The sequence below is a fragment of the Streptomyces sp. Alt3 genome (assembly GCF_030719215.1).
Classification (GTDB): domain Bacteria; phylum Actinomycetota; class Actinomycetes; order Streptomycetales; family Streptomycetaceae; genus Streptomyces; species Streptomyces glycanivorans.
Map to the genome: position 1 here is coordinate 8196009 of NZ_CP120983.1, position 19287 is coordinate 8215295.

Here is a 19287-nt window from a genome sequence, read left to right on the forward strand (position 1 = left end):
GCTTTCGATAGAGTGACAAGTGATGCAGAAAATCCGCCACACTCCTGTCGCGCCGACCCGGACCCAGCGCCTGGCGTCCGGCGGTGAGATCGACGCGCACCGCCACGACGACCACCAGATCGCCTACGCCAGCACAGGCACCATCGCGGTGACCACCGACGCCGGCTCCTGGATCGCCCCCGCCACTCGCGCGCTCTGGATCCCCGCGGGCACCGTCCACCAGCATCAGGCCCACGGCGAGCTCGACCTCCACCTCGTCGGCCTGCCCGCCATCGAGAACCCCCTCGGCCTGGACAAACCCGCCGTCCTCGCCGTCAGTCCCCTCCTGCGCGAACTCATCGTCGCCTACACCCGCGCCCCCGACAACGACAGCCCACCCCACCTACGCCTGCGCGCGGTCATGCTCGACCAGCTCACCATCTCCCCCGAACAGCCCCTGCACCTGCCGGCCCCAACCGACCCCCTCCTCCGCGAACTGCACGACATCCTGTGCGCAGACCCGGCCGACAACCGTTCCCTCGACGACCTCGGACGCGAGATCGGCGCCAGCGCCCGCACCCTCTCCCGCCGCCTCCGCGACAACCTCGGCCTCACCTACCCCCAGTTGCGCACCCAGATCAGGCTCCACCGCGCCCTGATCCTCCTGGCCGACGACACCCCCGTCACCGCAGTCGCGCACCACTGCGGCTGGTCCTCCGCCAGCACCTTCATCAACGTCTTCCGCCGCACCTTCGGCCATACCCCCGGCACTCGCCCCACCACCTGACTGCACGCTCCAGCCGGCGTACGAGCCGTCAAGAACTTCTGTCGGACGGGGCCTGGCCGCGCAGGTTCGCCGTTGTCGGGTCGGCGAGGCCGTCGAGCGCCATGAGCAGAAGTACGGCCCGACGCATGAGGGCTACTGCGGTGGTCGGCGTCTGATGCTGGCGCAAAGCGTCGCTCTCCGGTGGATCTGAGCGTGAGAGAGGGTTCGGGCCCGAGTTCCGACGCGGGATTGATCACGTCTCGATCGGGGCTCCGGCCCCACTCAGCAGTTCATCTGCGGAATCTGCGGAACAGGTCTCAGCCGAGGGTGATGCGCCGGAATTTCCTGAGCGCGAGCAGCATGGACGCACCGGTGATCAGGCAGGCACAGGTCACGGCGTAGGGGGCTGCGTGGACAACGGGCCAGGTGTCGCTTGTCGGGAGGCCGGCCGGTGGTGGGTTGCCGAAGAGCCGGCGGACGGCGGTGGCTGTGGCGGAGACAGGGTTCCATTCCGCGACCGTCCGTAGCGGGCCGGGCATGGTGTGTGTGGATACGAATGCCGAGGAGATGAACGTGACCGGGAAGAGCCAGATCAGCCCTGCGCTCTGCGCGACCTCGACGCTCCTGGCTGTCAGTCCGATCGCTGCACCGACCCAGGACATGGCGAAGGCGAAGAGGAGGATCAGCAGATAGGCCAGGAGCGCGTCGAACGGCGATGCGCGATGCGCCAGCCCACCAGCAGCCCGCACAGCGAGGTGACGACCAGGGTCACGGCACTCATCGTCAGGTCTGACAAGGTACGCCGAGGAGTACCGCCATGGCGGGCATCGGCAGTGAGCGAAATCGGTCGACGATGCCCTTGTCCATGTCGTGGGCCAGGCCCAGCGCGGTGAACGCCGCGTTGAAGGTGACCGCTTGGGCGAAGATGCTGCCCATCAGGAACGTCCGGTACTCGGCGCCGCCGAGACTGCCCCCGAATACGTAGGCCAGCAGCAGGACGAACATCACCGGTTGGACCAGGGCGGCGATGACCGACCCCGGGGTCCGGCGCAGGTTCAGCAGATTACGCCAGGCGATGATGGAGGAATCGCGGCTCAGCCGCTGCACGGCGGTCACTGATCTCCTCCGCTGACGGTCGCGACGCTCGGTGAGGCGGTCGAATTCGTCGCTGCCCCGCCGGGCTCGAGCGGTCGGCCGGTCAGGGAGAGGAACACGTCGTCGAGCGTCGGTGGTGCCAATTCCACGTCGCGGACCACGATTCCGGCCAGCCGCAGGCAGCCCAGCGCGTACTCCAGACTCTGGGCGCCGTGATCGGTCGCGACGGTGAGGCGCCCGGTACGCGGGTCGAGGCCGGGGGAGTGCGTGCCGAGCGCGGCCAGTATCTCGGCCGCGCTGACGCGGTGCCGAGGTTCGGGGACGTTCAGCGAGAGCCGATCGCCACCGACGCGCGACTTCAGCTCGGTGGCTGAGCCGCAGGCGACCACGGTGCCGCCCTCGATGACGACGATGGCGTCTGCCAACTGGTCCGCCTCCTCCAGGTACTGGGTGGTCAGCAGCACCGTCGTTCCTTCAGCGACCAGGTCTCTGACCGCCTGCCAGGTGTCCGCGCGGCCTCGGGGGTCGAGGCCTGTCGTGGGTTCGTCCAGGACGACCACGGCCGGTCGCGCCACCAGCGCGCCGGCCAGGTCCAGCCTTCTGCGCATCCCCCCCCCGAGTAGGTCCCGCTCGGAAGGTCCGCCGCGTCCTCCAGGTCGAAGCTGCTCAGCAGCTGACCGGCTCTGCGGCGGGCCGCATGCCGGCCGAATCCGTAGAGCCGGGCCACCAGGTAGAGGTTCTCCCGTCCGGTCAGCTTCTCGTCCACTGCGGCGTACTGGCCGGAGAGCCCGAGATCGCGGCGTACGGCCTCCGGGTCCGCGAGGACGTCGTGGCCGGCCATCCAGGCCCGGCCGCTGTCCGGTCGCAGCAGCGTCGACAGCACCCGCACCGTCGTGGTCTTTCCCGCGCCGTTCGGGCCGAGGACCCCCAGCACGGTGCCAGTGGCGGCTTCGAGGTCGATACCGGCCAGGGCCTGCTTCTTCCCGAACCGTTTGGTGAGTCCTTCGGCGCGTATCGCCGGGGCGGTCATGGGTGCCTTCCGTAGCGTTGGGTCGGGTGCGAAGCCGGGTGCGGCCGCAGCGCGGGGAGGGCGGTTCATGCCACCCGTACGCGGGCGCTCCTGGGGGTGATGTCGGTCCAGTGAACCTCCACGTACTCCAGGCAGGCCGCGTGCTCAGCCGGGCCGAACGCCTCGTCCCAGCCGGCAGGCACCGCCGCGAAGGACGGCCACAGGGCGTGCTGTCCCTCGTCGTTGACCAGGACGCGGTGCTGGGTGTGCGGGTCGTCGAAGGGATTGGTCATGACGGGTCTCCTTGTGTGGTGTGGGTTTCGGAGCCGTGGCCGGTGTCCAGTACGGCCGAGACGGTCGTGCCGATCTGCTGCCGGGCGGCGGGCTGCATCATCTGGGCGTGCGCGCACGCCACGTCGTGGTTTTCCATGGGCCCGTCGATGTACGGGCCCCACAGGGACAGGTCGAAGGCGTCCTTCGGGCGGCCCTCGGTGGCGGTGAAGAACAGCACGGGTCCGTGGAACACGCGGGGGGTGTACTGGCGCATCAGCCGTGCCTGACCGGCGAAGTTGTCCACCATGGCGTCGATCGTGGCCGGTTCCAGCGCTCCGAGTGGACTCCCGCCGGCGACGAACTGGTCGCGTACGGCAGCGGCCTCGACCGGGCCGTCCCCGTCCAGAGCCTCTTGGCCGACTCCCATGTTGGAGAGCAGGGCTCTGAAGACGGTGTCCCGGCTGGCGTTGTCGAGGTCGTCCAGCGGGGCGAGCGGGAATGCGTCCAAGATCGTCAGCAACGCCACCTCCTCGCCGGCCTCCTGGAGCTGGACGGCGATCTCCTGGACGACGTTGCCGCCGAAGGACCAGCCGAACAGGTGGTAGGGGCCGCGCGGCTGGACGGTTCGTAGCTCGGCCGCGTACAGGGCGGCCATCGCCTCGATGCTGTCCGGGAACGGCTCCGTGCCGTCCAGGTTCGGAGTCTGGAGTCCGTAGACCGGACGGTCGATGCCGAGGTGGGGAAGCAGACCTGCGTACGACCAGGCCAGGCCGCCTGCCGGGTGGACGCAGAACAGCGGGGGCAGGCCGCCGCTGGTCCGCAGCGGCAACAGCGTCGCAAGCGGGTTGTCCTGGACGCCGGCGCCGATCCGCTCAGCGAGCGTGGCGACGGTGGGTGCCTCGAACAGGCTGCGGATGCTGACGTCCACGCCGAGGGCGTCACGGATGCGGCCGATCAAACCGGCTGCCAGCAGGGAGTGACCGCCCAAGGCGAAGAAATCGTCGTCGATGAGGACCTGATCGCGCTCCAGTACCTCGGCGAACATCGTGCTCAGCACGTCTTCGCGGGGGTTGCGGGGACTGCGTCCCGTGCCGGTGGACGACATGTGCGGCGAGGGGTCGGGCAGCGCCGCACGGTCCAGCTTTCCGTTCGGTGTCAGAGGGATCCTGCCCACGGCGGCCCAACCGGAGGGGACCATGTACGCGGGCAACCGCGCCGCCGCGTGCTCCCGTACCCCATCGAGCCGCGCGGCATCGGACGGCGGAGTGCCGGTGGGCGCCGCGGTGTCCGTGCTGTCGTCCACCGCCCCGGCACCGTTCTGTTCCGCGAGTACCACGTACGCCGCGAGACGAGAGCCTGCCGAGCCCCCACCGTGCGCGACCACAGCGACCTGGGCGGCGTCGGTGTGTTCCGCCAGGACCGCGGCGATTCCGTCCGGTTCCACCCGGAAGCCGCGCACCTTGACCTGGCCGTCGTCGCGTCCGGAGAATTCCAGGGCGTCCTCCGCCGTGCGCACGGCTCGGTCACCGGTGCGATACATCCGCGCCCCGGCGGGACCGTAGGGGTCGGGCACGAATCGGCCCGCGGTCACTGTGGGCTGTCCGTGGTAGCCCAGTGCCAGGCTCTCCCCGGCCAGGTAGAGGTCGCCCGTCACACCGACCGGCACGGGCCGCAAGCGGTCGTCGAGGAGCCGGACGGTCGTTCCGTCGACCGGAGTGCCGAGTGCCGGCCGCGTGGTCGCCCGGAGATCGGCGGCGAGGGTGTCCACCGTGGCCTCCGTCGGACCGTAGAAATTCCAGGCGCTCAGGCCGGGCCGGGCCCGCAGGTCGCCCCACAACGCGGCCGGGACGGCTTCGCCGCCCAGGACCACGACGCACGGAGACCGGCCGGCTTCGGCGAACAGACCGGTGTCCAGGAGCTGCTGGACGTGGGTGGGTGTCGACTCCAGGACGTCCAGACCCTGGACCCGCACCGCTGCGACCAAGGCCTCCGGATCCCGCCTCGTCAGATCGTCCAGCACATGGAGCCGGTGGCCGTCGAGCATCCAGAGCACGGGGTCCCAGGCGGCGTCGAAGGACAGCGCCGTCGTCAGAGCGACGTTCAGCCTGGACCGCCTGGCCACCCGTACCGCCGGCCCGAAGAGATGGCGGCGGTGGTGCTCCAGGAGCCGGGCGAGCGAACCATGCCCGACGAGGACTCCCTTGGGACGGCCGGTCGAGCCCGAGGTGTGCAGGAGATAGGCGGGCTCGGCGAGCCCTGGCTGGACCTGCTCCGGTGAGTGCGATCGGGCGCTCGCCACGCCGACGGAGTCCGGGGAGTCCAGGTTCAGGCGACGCCACCCGCCTGCTGCCCGGGTGTGAGTGGCTTCGGCCGTGAGCACGGCGTACGGGTGCGCGTCGGCGAGCACCGCGTCGATCCGGCCTTGCGGGAGGGAATCGTCCACCGGGACGTATACGGCCCCCGCCTTGAGCACTCCGAGCAGTGCGGCGATCGAGTCGGTGCTGCGTGGCAGCAGCACCGCCACGAGATCCCCCGGGCCCGTGCCGGCCTGGCCGAGCAACGCGGCGATCCTGTCGGAGCGGGCGTCGAGCGCCGAGAAGGAGAGACTGCCGTCCGCGGCGGTCACCGCGATGTCACCGCTGCGCGCCGCGGCCACCGTGGCCGCGAACCGCTCCAGCACGGTCAGCGGCGGCGCCGGTTCGCATCCACTCGCACGCCTGCTCGTTCCGACAGCCAGCAGCCGCCTCTGCTCCTCGTGGCTGATCAGGGGAAGGTCCCCGATGACCGTGGCGGGATCGCGGACTGCGTGGGCGAGGAGAAGAGCGAACCGGTCGGCGATCCTGACGGCGGTCTCCGTGTCGAACAGGTCCCTGCTGAACTCCAGCGTGCCGTCCAGGCGGGTGCCGTCGCTCCGGGCTCCTGCCCGTTCGGTGAAGGAGAAGGACAGGTCGAACTTCGCGCCTCCGGTGTCGACCCCCTCCAGCCGGGCGTTGAGGCCCGGCAGGTCCAGCCGTGGCGGCCTGTGGTTGTTCAGAGTCAGCATCACCTGGAAGAGCGGGTGACGGGAGAGGGCACGGGTGGGCCGGACAGCCTCTACCAGCCGTTCGAAGGGCAGTTCCTGGTGGGCGTAGGCAGCCAGGTCCACTTCCCTCGCCCGGGCCAGCAGCTCCGTGAAGTCCGGGTCGCCGCTGAGATCCGTACGCAGGGCGAGGGTGTTGACGAAGAAACCCACCAGAGGGTCGAGCGCCTCGTCGGTCCGCCCGGCCACCGGGGTGCCTATGGTGATGTCGGTCCCGGCGCCCATCCTGTGCAGCAGCGCCGCCAGTGCTGCGTGGAGCACCATGAAGGTGCTGGTGGCCGTCGACCTCGCGAGCCGCGACAGATCCTCCATGGTCTCCTCGGGCACCCGCACCGGGACCGTGCCGCCCGTCCCGCTCGGAGCGGCGGGGCGGGGGCGATCGGCCGGCAGCGTGGTCTCCTCCGGGGCTCCGGACAGACGGTCCCTCCAGAAGGCGAGCTGCCCCGATGCCGCCGAGGCGGGATCCTCGAAGCTGCCGAGCAGTTCCCGCTGCCACAGGGTGTAGTCCGCGTACTGGACGGGCAAGGGGCTCCAGCTGGGCGCCCGCCCGGCACACCGCGCCGCGTACGCGCCTGCCAGATCCTGCGCGAGAGGCCCCATGGACCAGCCATCGGCGGCGATGTGATGCACGGTCACCAGCAGGGTGTGCCGGTCCTCACCGACGCGGAACAGGACCGTCCGCATCGGTACGTCGCGCGTGAGGTCGAAGGGCGCGGCCGCGGCCTCGCGCAGCGCCTTTCCCAGTTCCGCCTCACCGACCGTCATGACCGGCAGTTCGGGCCGGGCATCGCCAGGTGTGAGGACATGCTGGCGGGGGTCCCCGCCTCCGGGCACGATCACGGTGCGCAGGCTCTCGTGGCGGCTCAGCACGTCGCCCAGTGCACGCTGCAGGGCAGGACGGTCGAGGCTGCCGCTGAGGCGCACTTCGAACGCCATGTGATAGGCGGCCGCTCCCGGGTCCAGCTGGTGCAGGAACCACAGACGCTGCTGGGCCGCGGACAGCGGCGGCTGCTCCGTGCGGGAGGTCCGACGCAGAGCGGGCCGCGCGGCGCCCGCCCCTTCCAGTCGCTCGGCGAGTGCGGCAGGGGTCGTGGACTCGAACAGGGCCCGCACCGGCAGTTCGACGCCGAACGCGGAGCGGATCCGGCCGATCAGCCTGGTGGCCAGCAGCGAATGGCCACCCAGCTCGAAGAAGTCGTCGTCACGCGCCACCTGCTCGTGTCCCAGACTCTCCGCGAAAAGAGCGCAGAGGATCTCCTCGGGAGCGGACCGCGGGGCTTGCCCCTCACCCTCGGCGCGCCCGGCCGTCGGCACGAAGGGCAGCGCAGGGAAGTCCACCTTCCCGTGCGCGGTCAGCGGGAGGGAGGGGACCGGAACGATGAGGGAAGGCACCATGTGGGCCGGCAGCCGCTGCGCGACGAAGGCACGAATCTCCCGGGGCGAAGGCTCCCGGCGGCCGACGGGCACGATCCACCCGACGAGCTGCGCTTCCCCCGAGCTGGAGCCGGCGCGTACCGCCACCGCCGACTGCGCGACGTCGTCGTGGGTGTCGAGGGCTGCTGCGACCTCCCCGGTCTCGACCCGGAAACCGCGTACCTTGATCTGCCCGTCCGCACGGCCCGCGTACTCCAGCCGCCCCTCCACCCTGCGCACCAGGTCACCGGTGCGGTACATCCGTCCACCCGGCGCCCCGTACGGGTCGGGCAGGAAACGGTCGGCCGTCGCGGCCGAACGGTTCTCGTAACCTCGGGCGATGCCGGGACCGGACAGGTACAGCTCTCCCGTCACCCCGGGGGCGACCGGCCCCAGCCGCCCGTCCAGCACCCGGGCCCGGGCGCCGGCCACGGAGTGACCGAGGTGGGGTGGCACACCGGGCAGGACACGGCCCATCACACTGTCCACGGTGGCCTCGGTGGGCCCGTACAGATTCCACACCGCGACGTCGGGCAGCGCCGCCAGATCCCGCCACAGCGGTGCGGGCACGGCTTCCCCTCCCAGTGCCAGCACCCTCGGCCGAGGCCGCCCGGGAGCGAACAGGCCGCAGGAACGGAGCTGTTCCACGAAAGAGGGCGTGGTTTCCACGACATCGATCGCCCGGTCGTGCAGCACGGCGGTGAGCGCCTCGGGGTCCCGCCGCGTCGCGTCGTCCACGAGGTGCAGCTCATGTCCCGCAACCATCCACAGGAGCGGGTCGAAGGACGCGTCGAACGTCATCGCGGCCGTGAGCGCCACTCTCAGAGGCAGACCGTTGTTGTCCGCCTCTGCGGGGCCCATCAACTGCTGCCGGTGGTGAGCCAGGAGCGCGGCCAGCGAGCGGTGCTCCACGACAACGCCCTTCGGCAGCCCGGTGGACCCGGAGGTGTACAGCACGTACGCCGCGTCCCGGCCGCGCGGCGGCACGGGTACGGCTCCCTGGGAGGCACGCCACTGCTGGGTCCCATCCATCAGCAGGACGTCGACCGAGTCCGGCAGCGTCGCCCTGGTGTCGGCCGTCGCCAGCACCAGACGCGGGGCAGCGGTCTCCAGAATCAGTGTGGTGCGGGCCGCGGGCTGAGCCGGGTCCAGGGGCACGTACACCGCGCCCGCCCGAAGGACGCCGAGCGCCGCCACGACGGCGAGCGATGTGCGAGGTAGTGCGACCGCCACTCTGTCACCCCCACGGACCCCGGATTCCGTGAGCGTGGCGGCCAGACGATCGGCCAGGAAGTGGAGTTCCCCGAAAGTGAGGCGTCCGTCGCAGGCCACGAGTGCCGTACGGTCCGGCTGGACGGCCGCCCGGGTGGCCAGGACGTCCAGCACCGACCAGTCCTCGTCAGCCGTCTCGGGCGACCCAGGCACGGCAGTGAGCGGCTGCTGAGCGCTGCGCGGCAGCTCGTCCAGGGCTGCGGCGCGCTGCGAAGGGGTCAGGAAATCGACGTCGGTGAAGGGACGATCCGGATCCGCGATCAGTGTGCCCAGAAGCCGGGTGAAGTGGTCGGCGAATCGTTCCGCCGTGGCAAGGTCGAAGAGGTCCTCGTCGAACTCCAGCTCACCCGTGATCCCACCGGGGCGACCCTGGGAGTCGTGTTGCTCGGACAGGTCCCAGCTGAGGTCGAACTTGGCGCCCGCCCGCCCCACGGATGCGTCGTGGCTGACTGTGAGGCCGTCGAGACGCGGGCGCGGCGCGGGCGTGTTGTTGAGGCTCAGCATCACCTGGAACAGCGGATGCCGCGCGAGCGACCGTGGGGGCGCCAAGGCCTCGACGACACGCTCGAACGGGATGTCCTGGTGTGCGTAGGCGGCCAGGTCGGTGCGGGCCACCCGCTCCACCAGGGCACGGAAGCCTGGCGCACCTGATGTGTCGGCCCGCAGAACCAGCGTGTTGACGAAGAAGCCGACCAGATCGCTGAGCGCCTCGTCGGTCCGCCCCGCCACCGGGGTGCCGACGGCGACGTCCTCGCCCGTGCCCAGGCGTGACATGAGGGCGGCCAGCGCCGCGTGCAGCACCATGAAGGAACTGGCGCCGCAGGCTCCGGCCAGCTCCACCAGCGTCCGGTGGTCCTGCGCTCCGATGCGCACAGGGACGCATCCGCCGCGCCCGGAGGAACGGGACGGGCGCGGCCGATCCGCCGGGAAGGACGACTCCTCCGGCAGTCCCGCCAGCGAGTGGGTCCAGTGGGCGAGCTGGCGGGCCGCCTGGCTGTGGGGCACGGCCGGGTCTCCGAGCAGGGCACGCTGCCACAGCGCGTAGTCGGCGTACTGCACCGGCAGGGCGTCCCATCCGGGTGGCCGCCTCGAGCGGCGCGCCGTGTAGGCGGCGGACAGGTCGCGCAACAGCGGTCCCATCGACCAGCCGTCGGCGGCGATATGGTGCAGCGTCACGATCAGGGTGTGCTCGTCGGCGCCGTGCGTGAACAACTGTGCTCGCAGCGGGATCTCGTGTTCCAGATCGAAGGGCGTACGGTCCGGTTCCACCGGCTCACCGGCATTCGTGGTGCGCAGGACGGGACCAGCGAGTCGGGCCGGGGGCAGGATTCGCTGGCACGGGCCCTCGGGCGTCTCGGCCACCAGCGTGCGGAGCGACTCGTGCCGTTCCACGAGATCGCACAGGGCTTGCTCCAGTGCGCCACGGTCCAACGCTCCGTGCAGGCGCAACGCCACCGGCAGATGGTACGAGGGACCCGCATCGCCCAGCTTCTCCAGCAGCCACAGACGTTGCTGCCCGAACGAGAGCGGCAGTCGCTCCGGCCGCGGTCCGGCTGCCGTGACAGGGGTCCGTGCCGCTGCGGCGTCGCCCAGTGCCGTCACCAGGCCGGCAGGCGTGGGCGCGGCGAAGAGGGCGCTGATCGGTACTTCCACACCGAACTCGCCGCGGATCCGGCCGATCAGTTGCATGGCCAGCAACGAGTGCCCGCCCAGCGCGAAGAAGTTGTCGTCCCGGCCGGCTCGCGCTACTCCCAGGCATGCGGCGAAGACCGCGCACATGCGGGACTCCTGGGCGGTGCGCGGCATGCCGCCGTCGGACGCGATGGGCAGGGCCTGGGGCAGTGCCGCTGTGTCGAGCTTCCCGTTGGGGGTCAGTGGCAGACGCTCCAGGGTCGCCCAGGCCGTCGGGACCAGCGGGCCGGGCAGCAGGGCCGCGACGGCGTCGCGCGCCTGCGCATGACCGGGCGCACCGGATCCGGTCACCAGGAACGCGGCCAGCCGCTCGGGACCGTCCTCCCCAGCGGTCAGGGCGACCGCGGCGTCCTGGACACCGGGTAGGGAACGCAGGGCCGCCTCGACCTCCTCGGTCTCGACCCGGACGCCGCGCACCTTGATCTGCCGGTCGCTGCGTCCCACGAACTCCAGCGAACCGTCCTGGTCCCACCGGGCGAGATCCCCGGTGCGGTACATCCGCCGGCCCGGGACGCCGAAAGGGTCTGGCATGAAGCGCTCTGCCGTGAGCCCCGGCCGGCCCGCATATCCGCGTGCCACGCCCTCGCCCGACAGGTACAGCTCGCCGACCACTCCTGTCGGCAGGGGGTGCAGCGAGGGGTCCAGCACATAGGCTCCGGCCCCCGTGACGGGGCGCCCGATCACAGAGGAGGCGCCGGTGACCCGGGCGGTCACGGCGTCGACAGTGGTCTCGGTGGGGCCGTAGAAATTGAAGACCAGCAGGTGGGGGTCGGCAGCCAGTTCGTCCCAGAGCCCGTCGTCGACGGGCTCGCCGCCCAGCGCGATGACGCGAGGCCGGTGACGGTCCGAGATGAGCAGGCCGGCTGACAGCATCTGTTTCAGGTAGCTGGGTGTCGTCTCGATCGCGTCGATGCGGCAGTCGACGAGGTATCGCACCAGGGCCTGTGGGTCCCGGCGTACGTCGTCCGTGACGATGTGCAGTTCGTGTCCGGCGACCATCCAGAGAACCGGGTCCCAAGAGGCGTCGAACGAGGTCGCGGCGCTGAGGGCCACTCGCAGCTGCCGGCCGAGAGCCGTCTCGGCGAGCGCGTGGGAATCCTGCCGATGGTGCCCCAGGAGGTTGCTCAGGGAACGGTGCTCCACGACGACACCCTTGGGCGTACCGGTGGACCCGGAGGTGTAGATGACGTACGCGGCATCCTGCGGTCCGGGACCTGCCGGCTGTCCGCTCGCACCTGTCGGCGCCGTCGACGCGGGGTCGACGCGCGGGACGGACCCCTGGGGGTCGATCGCGCGGGCGGACGACACGGTTGCCACCAGGGCGACGGGCAGGGAGTCCTCCATCATGAAGGCGAGCCGGTCCGCCGGGTAGGACGGATCCAGTGGCAGGTACGCCGCCCCTGTGCGCATCACCGCGAGCATGGCTACCACCAGGTCCGTGGAGCGGGGCACTCCCACCGCGACACGGGTACCGCGGCGGGCGCCGTTCGCGGCGAGAGCGCCTGCGAGCCTGTCCACCCGGCAGTTGAGCTCCTCGAAGGTGAGCGTCGTGCCGTCGCAGACGACGGCGGTCCGACGGGGAGTGCTCCGAGACTGCTGGGCGAACTGTTCGGGCAGTGGGACCGACGACTCGTCACTTCCGGACGGCGAGGCCGCGCCGAGGCCGAGGGCCCGCATCCGTTCGTCCTCGCCGAGCGGGCTCACGGACCCGACGGTCTGTGCCGGGTCCTCCACGAACGCGTCGAGGACCCGGCACAGACGCTCATGCGGGCCCACGAGATCCTGTTCTCGGTAGCGCCTCGCGTTGCCCAGCAGGTCGACGTGCATGCCGCCGTCGCCGAAGGAGGCGTGGACGGCCACGGCCAGGTCCTCGACGGGGCCGATCGACAGGTTGTGCAGCGTCGCCGGATGGGGGCCGAAGCGCAGGGAGTCGTCGAAGGCGAGGATGTTGACGGACGGTCCTGTCAGTGGCGTCCTCGTCCCGGTGAGGCCCAGCTGGTGGCGTAGCGCTTCGGCCGGTCTGCGCTGGTGCCGGAGTACCGAACGGGCTTCGCCGGACACCCGCTGCGCGAGGTCGGCCACCCGGTCGGCGGGAGAGACGGCCAGCCGCATGGGCAGGATCGAGCTGAGCATGGCGGGGGTCGAGCGGGCGGCCGGGGTGCGCCGTCCGGTGACGGGCAGTCCGAGGACGACTTCGCTGAGCCCCTTCTCGCGGTGCAGACAGACCGCCAGGGCTGCCATGAGGAAGGTCGGCCAGCCGGTGCCGGCCTTCCGCGCGGCCGCCTTCAGCCCGGCCGTCTCCGCGGCGGTGTACTCACGTCGCACCGACACCGCCCCGTACCTCGGGGCCGCGCAAGGCTGCCCCGGAGGTTCGGGTGAGCGGGCGCCGACCAGATGATCGGCCCAGAACCGCTCGTCCCGCTTGCCCGGCTCGGACGCGGCGTAGTCGTCCTCCTCCTTGATGAGAGCGGCCAAGGAGCCCGCAGGTCGCAGCTCGGGGACGGCACCGGATCCGAGGGTGAGCGCGGTGTAGACCTCGGCGATACGCGACAGTGCGAGGGCCGCCGCGTAACCGTCCAGCGCCAGGTGGTGAACCTGCTGGTGGAAGAGGTGATGCGTGGGGGAGATCCGGTAGAGGGCCATGCGGACCAGTGGCCCCGACGAGAGCTCCGCACGCTCTGTCAGACACTGTTCCATCCGCCTGAGGGCCTCCCCGCGCGGGTCGACCGCGTGGGAAAGGTCGATCAATGGCACGGTGATGGATACGGCTTCTCGCACACGCTGGAACGGAATCCCGTCGTGTTCACCGAAGGTGCTGCGAAGAGCCTCCATCTCGTCCGCTGTGTGGCTGACAGCACGGCGTAGTATCTCCGGTTCTATTCGGCCCCGGATCTCCGCGTACTCCGCGATGTTGTACGACGGGTCCGCCGGATCCAGCCGCTGAGCGAACCAGATACCTCGCTGAGCGGCAGTCAGGCGCTGTGTGCCTGACGGAGTGCGCGGTGCGTCGGTCACGAATTTCACCTCGGTGGGGGGAGACCTGCGGCGGCGCGTGCCGATGTGGGCCTGTGCCGCAGGGGAAAACGGAAAGGGCTGGGACGGTTGGCGGGCACCGCCGGTCCCGAAAGGCGCACTGCGCGCCTCAGGCACAAGGTGGGGGAGCAGCCAACGGCACAGGGCAACGGCTCGGCAGAGACGGAAGACGGCAGCATCGCGATCGCGAAGCCTTTCCCCCTGCAGCCCGTTGCATGCCCACAGCCTCTGAGACCTCGATGTCGCCCGGAATTCGCCTCACATCAGTCGTTCGGAGACACTTCAGCCCCGGATTGCCCGTGTGATGCACGTCACTTGACTGCGGTGAGCTCTTTTGCACTTCGCTGGCGCGTACAAGCCAACCCTGGGGCGGTTTGCGTCATGCACCAATCCGGAGGAGGGTCCGCACCGAACGAGTCATGTCCGGGCTTCCGTTCGAGACGCTGTGGACCATGCCTCAAAGAGATCTGGAGCACCCCATGAAGATGCCTGTCTCTGCCCTGCGTTGGCAGCTCGCGGGAACCCTCGTCTCAACCGTGCTGCTGGTGTCCGCCCCCACGGCATCAGCCGTCACCGCCTCGACCCGGGAGGCCCCCGGCCAGGCGCAGACCGCTCGCGACTCAGGGATCGCCACCGAGGCGCTTTCCTCCTACCGGGGAGTACAAGGCGGAAATCTCTGCCTGCTCGCCCGATGCGCGGTGGGCGGATCCGGGGCGAGTGGCGGTACGGGCCCGAGCAACACCCAGGGGTTCAACCTCTGCCTGCTCGCGCTGTGCAACGTGCGTCCCTGACCTCGTTCCGGCTTGTACGCGGTTGGGTGGGACAGGCCGCGAACTGGACGGCACAGCATCGAGGAGGTGGAACCCGCGGCCGGCCGTCGCGAACGGGCGTGCCATCCGAATCAGTGGGCTGGGAATCCTGCTGTCCGCGCGGGAAGGCCGGGGCGCGAAGGCCGTGCAGGTGAACGTGCACCGTTCCGGGTTCGGCAGAGACTCGATTCCGTGAAAGGACTGCGCCCTTCCGGGTGATCGGCTCCGGGCAGCGGCCGGGGGCGACCATGGAGGAGTCCGCGCAGATCAAGGCCATGAATGCGGTCTTGCGGCCTGGGAGGGCAAGGCCCCCCGGCCTTGTTGACGGAGCTCGGCCGCCACCGGGCTACCCGCTGCGTCCGTCGTCGTCGACCGCAGTGGCCTCCTCTTCGGCGAAGACGACGACCGCGTCCTTCGAGCCGAACACGAGCGGGGCGCTTCTGGACGGATTGAGGAAGACTCCGTAGTTGGGAGGTGTCTCGTTGTGCTCGGCGAGGCGATATCCGATGGCGGTCTCCCCATGGCGCCGTGCGGCCTCGATCACCGTGGAGAAATTGGCCTCGGCTCCGGGGACCACGTAGTTGGACGCCGGTTTGAGGTAGATCTCCGAGCCTTCCGGATTGAACAGATCGGTGAACACGGCATGCAGGTGGCGGTTCTCGGTCAGCTGGGTGAGCAGCAGGCTGATCACCTTCGTGCTCACGATGAAGTCGTCGGCCTTGGTGACCTGGGCGACCTCGCGGTTCGCGTCGTCGTTCATCTCCGTGACGATCGAGTACGGGTCACCGAGCGCCTCCTCGATGTCCCGCAGGTGCAGCAGGGTCACCAGGGTCCGGTCGTCCGAGGGGCCGGGGGCCATGGTGTCGTCCGAGAGCACGACGATGTGCTGGTAGCTGCCCAGGTCCAGGGCCTCCAACGAGGACCTCCGAGTGGGCTCGCACACCTTGAATCCCAGTGTCAGGTTGACGAGCGTCCCGTCCAGTCCTGTATCCGGCTGCCGTGACGCGGCTATGTCCAGCGTCGAACCGGGTTGAACGAAGCTGTCCAGCAGCCTGACCAGCTTCCTGGTACGGGAGTTCTCGCCGATCAGTACGGTTCGGTCGAGCGTCGGCGACTGCACCGAAGCCGACGTGATCGCCGACTCGACGATCGTCGGGCGGGCCTCACGAAGGCGGATGAGCAGATCGTCTTCGGCGACGACGAGAATCTGGTCCCCCGGGCCGATCACGCTGTCCATCGGCGGGTTGACCAGCACGTCTCCCGTGGCGTTGCGCAGCCCGACGGGAATGCCGAGTTCGAAGGCGTGCAGGGCCTGCCCGTACGTGGAGCCGACCAGGGCGGGCTCGGCGTAGAAGTAGAACTCGTTGCTGATGAAACTCAGCAGTTCGTTGAAGACGGCCGAGAGGCCCGTCTGGCGGTGCGCCTGCGCGATGAGGCGGACCGCGATGTCCTCGGCGTCGATCACCAGGGCATGCCCGCCGGCGGCCAGTTGAGCCGCTGCGAGGTTTTCCGAGTCGTGCACGGCGGAGACGACGTGCGGCCGGCTTCCGGTCCACTGCCGGCTGTGCAGCAGGAGGAGGGCTTTGATGACGTCGATGTCGCGGTCGGTGCCCTCGGGCGGCAGCACCATGATCGACTTTGCTGTGTCCGGACTGACCAGCTCCAGGTCCGCCCGCACGAGAGGGTTTCCGGAGCGGCAGATGACGCGTGTGCTGCCGGTGTCGGGGATGCGGGCCCGGATCGAGTCCTCCATGAAGATCTTGTCCCGATCCGCGAGAATCACCACACATGAGCGGCGCTCGCTCTGATTCGCCTCGACGAGCTCGGAGACCACGGTGAAGACCTGATCCGACCAGCCGAGAACGATGGTGTGCCCGCGCTCGATGAGCTGCGACCGGCCCTTGCGCAACTCCTGGAGCTTCTGGTTCAGACCGGTGGTCAGAACACCGATGAGCGCACTGACGATGAAGATGCCTCCGAGCGTCACCGCCAGCATCAGACCCAGGAACACCGGGCCGCCGGTGTCTCCGCCCATGGTGCCGGCGTCGAGCGTCCGCAGGACGCTCATCCAGGCGACACCCAGCCAGCCGCCGTTGTCCTCCGCGTCGGTGTCCGTGAACAGGACCACCAGGGTCGAAGTCATCGCGATGAGCATGACCGAGGAGAGCGCCAGCCAACTGATCAGCGCCGGCGTCCCCCTGTCCATGGTGCCGTCGAACCAGTACCTGAACCGAGTCCGCAGTCTGCCCTTCATGCCCTGCCCTCCCCTTCGTCCACAGCTTCCGGACAAGCCGTGATATCCGCCGTCACGGCCATGGCCAAGCACGGTTGATCATTCTCCCAGTCCCGTCGAGGCTCCCGGCCGATGAAGGGCTTTTACGGGCCGGTTCAGGCCACTTGGCCTGGCCGGGCGCGAGGAGTGGCCGGCGCGGCCCGACCCGACGGACGCACTGCCGGTGTCACCGGGAGGTGCGCTGCTGATCCGTGCTCCAGCGGGGGCCCTCCGTGTCCGGCTCCGCTCACCCGCAGACGGGGAGGATGGCTGATGCGGGCATGAGGAACGCCGAGGGGCGACCGCTGGTTGGCTTGTAGGGGCCTTCGCCTGCCGTAGTTCGCACCGTGGCAGCGGATCGCCAGGGTGGCCCTCGGCGCGAACTGCGCGATCGCTTTCAGACGGTACCGGTCGGTGCCGGGCTCTCGGGGAGCTGCCAGTTGCCGCCGCGGTCCCCCTTCGAAAAGTGCGCGGCGAGGTCGGGGACGTGCAGGAAGCAGGCGAGTGCGGTGACAGCCCGGAAGGCGTCGATCGCGCGCTGGGTCATCGGCATGCCGAGCCGCAGCAGGTGCGGGTTGACTTCGCCCTGGATCTCGTTGACGAAGGGCCGCAGCGCGCGGTCGTAGTTCGCCAGCGCGGTCGGCAGGTCACCGGGCAGGCGGTTGATCTCGCCCCCCAGGACGTGGGCACCCACCAGGCCGCCCGAGACGCCCATCCCGCTGTAGGGGGAGGGGCAGTGGGCGGCGTCGCCGGCCAGGACCACGCGGCCCTTGGACCACGTGTCGGTACGGACCTGGACGATCTCCTGGGAGTAGAAGAACGGGCTGTTCTTCATGCCCTCGATGAAGCGTTCGGTCTGCCATCCGGCGTCGTGGAACCTGCTCGCCCAGAAGTCGTGCTGGCGCTCGACGGGCGCACGGTGGATCGCAGAGGCTTCCTCGGATTCCTCCCGTATGACGAAGTACGCCTGGGTCTCCGCCGGGTTGTGGCTGCGGCGCATGATCTGACGGCCGCCCGGGATCATGTAGGTGTCCCGGATGTTGCTGTCGGAGGCGATGCGCGGGACGAACCAGTAAGCCATGTGGATGCCGACGCGCCAGTAAGGGTCGAAGCCCTCCGGGAGGATCGCTCGCCGAATGCGTGAGCCCTGCCCGTCGGCGCCGACCAGGAGGTCGTACTCGCCGGACGAGCCGTCGGAGAAGTGCGCGACGACCTTGTGCTCGTCCTGTTCGAAGCCGTCCACGCTCTTGCCGAAGACGTACTCGGTGTCGTCCTTCGTCGCATCGTGCAGGATGCGCACCAGGTCGCCGCGCATGATCTCGTACTCGGACGTGAGGGTCTGCCGGCCCTTCCCCGAGGTGTTGGCCATGATCGTCGCCCTGGCCTTGCCGTGTGCGTCGACGAAGGCGACACCCGCCTCGTCCACGAGCTTGTCCCGGACGGTGTCGAGCAGCCCCATGCGCCTGACGGCCTCGATGCCCTGCCCTCGCAGATCCACCTGGGCCCCGGCGGCCCGCAGCGCCGGAAAGCGTTCGGCAACGGTCACCCGGTGACCGCCCCGGGTGAGCCAGAAGGCCAGCGCCTGCCCCGTGATCCCACCACCGGCGACAAGGACCCGCAGGGGACGTGCTCCCGATCCGTCGGCCATGCCCATCACTCCAAAATCTATCAGTGATAGATTTGTCAACGTGACCAAGGTGAACCGTGAGATCGTCGTCTCCGAAGCGCTCGACCTGCTCGACGAGGTCGGGCTGGACGCGGTGAGTACGCGGCGGCTGGCGAAGCGGCTGGGCGTCGAACAGCCCTCGCTCTACTGGTACTTCCGCACCAAGAAGGACCTCCTCGCCGCCATGGCCGAAGCGGCGATGGTGCCCCATGCGACCGCGCCCCTGCCGACACCCGGCGACGACTGGCGCGACTGGTTCGCGGACAACACACGCAGCTTCAGGCGCACCCTGCTGATGCGCCGGGACGGCGCACGGCTCCACGCCGGCAGCACGCCTGTCGGCGACCTCGACCGGATCCGCCGCAAGATGGGGTTCCTCGTCGCCTCCGGCGTGCCCGAGCGGGACGCGCAGACGGCCATGCTGGCCGCCGGCCGCTTCACCGTCGGCAGCGTCCTGGAGGAACAGGCGGACACCGACCCCGGTGACAGCGCTGATCTACCGGCCGACATGCCCGTGATCGATCACGAGTCGGCATTCGAGGCAGGCCTCACCCTCATCCTGAACGGCCTGGCGTACCGCACCTCACCGGGGCGCAGCGAGTCGACCGGCCCCGTTCCAGGCGCCCTGTGAGTGGGAAGACCCCCTGAGCGAATGCGGAGGCCACCCCCGAGAGGGGGACGGCTCCGGTGCGCAGCTCACGATCCCGGATCGTGCGGGCGACGGGTCGCCCAGCACGGGGTGGAGGCAGCCGGGATCCTCGGGCTTCCCTGCAGCGACTTCGCGCGGCTGCGAATGGCAGGTGCCTGCCTCAGGCGAACTTGTCGAATGCGGGCGGCCCGCCACCGGAAAACCGGTGGCGGGCCGCCCGCGAGGCGAGGACGTCAGCAGTTCCTGGCCTGGTTCCGTGAGCCTTCCTCGCATTCTGCGT

Annotated in this window: 7 protein-coding genes and 2 pseudogenes; 3 read left to right on the forward strand and 6 right to left on the reverse strand. The window is 70.0% G+C overall.

The window, feature by feature from the left end; genetic code table 11:
- Nucleotides 1-22: 22 nt before the first annotated feature.
- Entirely contained in the window at nt 23-766 is a 744-nt protein-coding gene (locus tag P8A20_RS36440) for an AraC family transcriptional regulator (RefSeq protein ID WP_306105041.1), read from the forward strand.
- Between the two features lie 296 nt (nt 767-1062).
- Here the strand turns inward: P8A20_RS36440 and P8A20_RS38855 are convergent.
- From P8A20_RS38855 to P8A20_RS36465, 4 genes and pseudogenes are all read right to left on the reverse strand, one after another.
- Nucleotides 1063-1861: pseudogene (locus P8A20_RS38855) on the reverse strand (ABC transporter permease).
- A pseudogene (locus tag P8A20_RS36455) lies at nt 1858-2870 on the reverse strand (ATP-binding cassette domain-containing protein). Before P8A20_RS36455 ends, P8A20_RS38855 begins: the two co-directional pseudogenes overlap by 4 nt.
- 65 nt (nt 2871-2935) lie before the next feature.
- Complete coding sequence (locus tag P8A20_RS36460; RefSeq protein WP_147961005.1) at nt 2936-3142, reverse strand: MbtH family protein; 207 nt, start codon at nt 3140-3142, stop codon at nt 2936-2938.
- A complete protein-coding gene (locus P8A20_RS36465; protein WP_306105044.1) occupies nt 3139-13593 on the reverse strand; it encodes a non-ribosomal peptide synthetase in 10455 nt (3484 codons plus the stop codon). The genes P8A20_RS36460 and P8A20_RS36465 overlap by 4 nt, the downstream gene beginning before the upstream one ends.
- Nucleotides 13594-14030: 437 nt before the next feature.
- Here P8A20_RS36465 and P8A20_RS36470 point away from each other — a divergent pair, with 437 nt between their 5' ends.
- Entirely contained in the window at nt 14031-14402 is a 372-nt protein-coding gene (locus P8A20_RS36470; RefSeq protein WP_371606731.1) for a hypothetical protein, read from the forward strand.
- A gap of 364 nt (nt 14403-14766) precedes the next feature.
- Here P8A20_RS36470 and P8A20_RS36475 read toward each other — a convergent pair whose 3' ends face one another.
- Nucleotides 14767-16674 carry a CASTOR/POLLUX-related putative ion channel gene (locus tag P8A20_RS36475; RefSeq protein ID WP_306105045.1) on the reverse strand — a complete coding sequence of 636 codons (1908 nt, stop codon included), beginning with the start codon at nt 16672-16674 and terminating at the stop codon, nt 14767-14769.
- Nucleotides 16675-17089: 415 nt separating this feature from the next.
- Entirely contained in the window at nt 17090-18340 is a 1251-nt protein-coding gene (locus P8A20_RS36480) for an FAD-dependent monooxygenase (RefSeq protein ID WP_306105046.1), read from the reverse strand.
- 40 nt (nt 18341-18380) lie between these two features.
- On the opposite strand from P8A20_RS36480, the gene P8A20_RS36485 reads away from it, so the two are divergent.
- Nucleotides 18381-18989, forward strand: coding sequence for a TetR/AcrR family transcriptional regulator C-terminal domain-containing protein (locus tag P8A20_RS36485; RefSeq protein ID WP_147958236.1), 609 nt, complete (start codon nt 18381-18383; stop codon nt 18987-18989).
- The last annotated feature ends 298 nt before the right edge of the window (nt 18990-19287 follow it).

Coding starts and splice junctions, on each gene's coding strand:
- P8A20_RS36460 (WP_147961005.1), bottom strand. CDS start 3,142: ATGACCAATCCCTTCGACGACCCGCACACCCAGCACCGCGTCCTGGTC.
- P8A20_RS36475 (WP_306105045.1), bottom strand. CDS start 16,674: ATGAAGGGCAGACTGCGGACTCGGTTCAGGTACTGGTTCGACGGCACC.
- P8A20_RS36440 (WP_306105041.1), top strand. CDS start 23: ATGCAGAAAATCCGCCACACTCCTGTCGCGCCGACCCGGACCCAGCGC.
- P8A20_RS36470 (WP_371606731.1), top strand. CDS start 14,031: ATGTCCGGGCTTCCGTTCGAGACGCTGTGGACCATGCCTCAAAGAGAT.
- P8A20_RS36480 (WP_306105046.1), bottom strand. CDS start 18,340: ATGGCCGACGGATCGGGAGCACGTCCCCTGCGGGTCCTTGTCGCCGGT.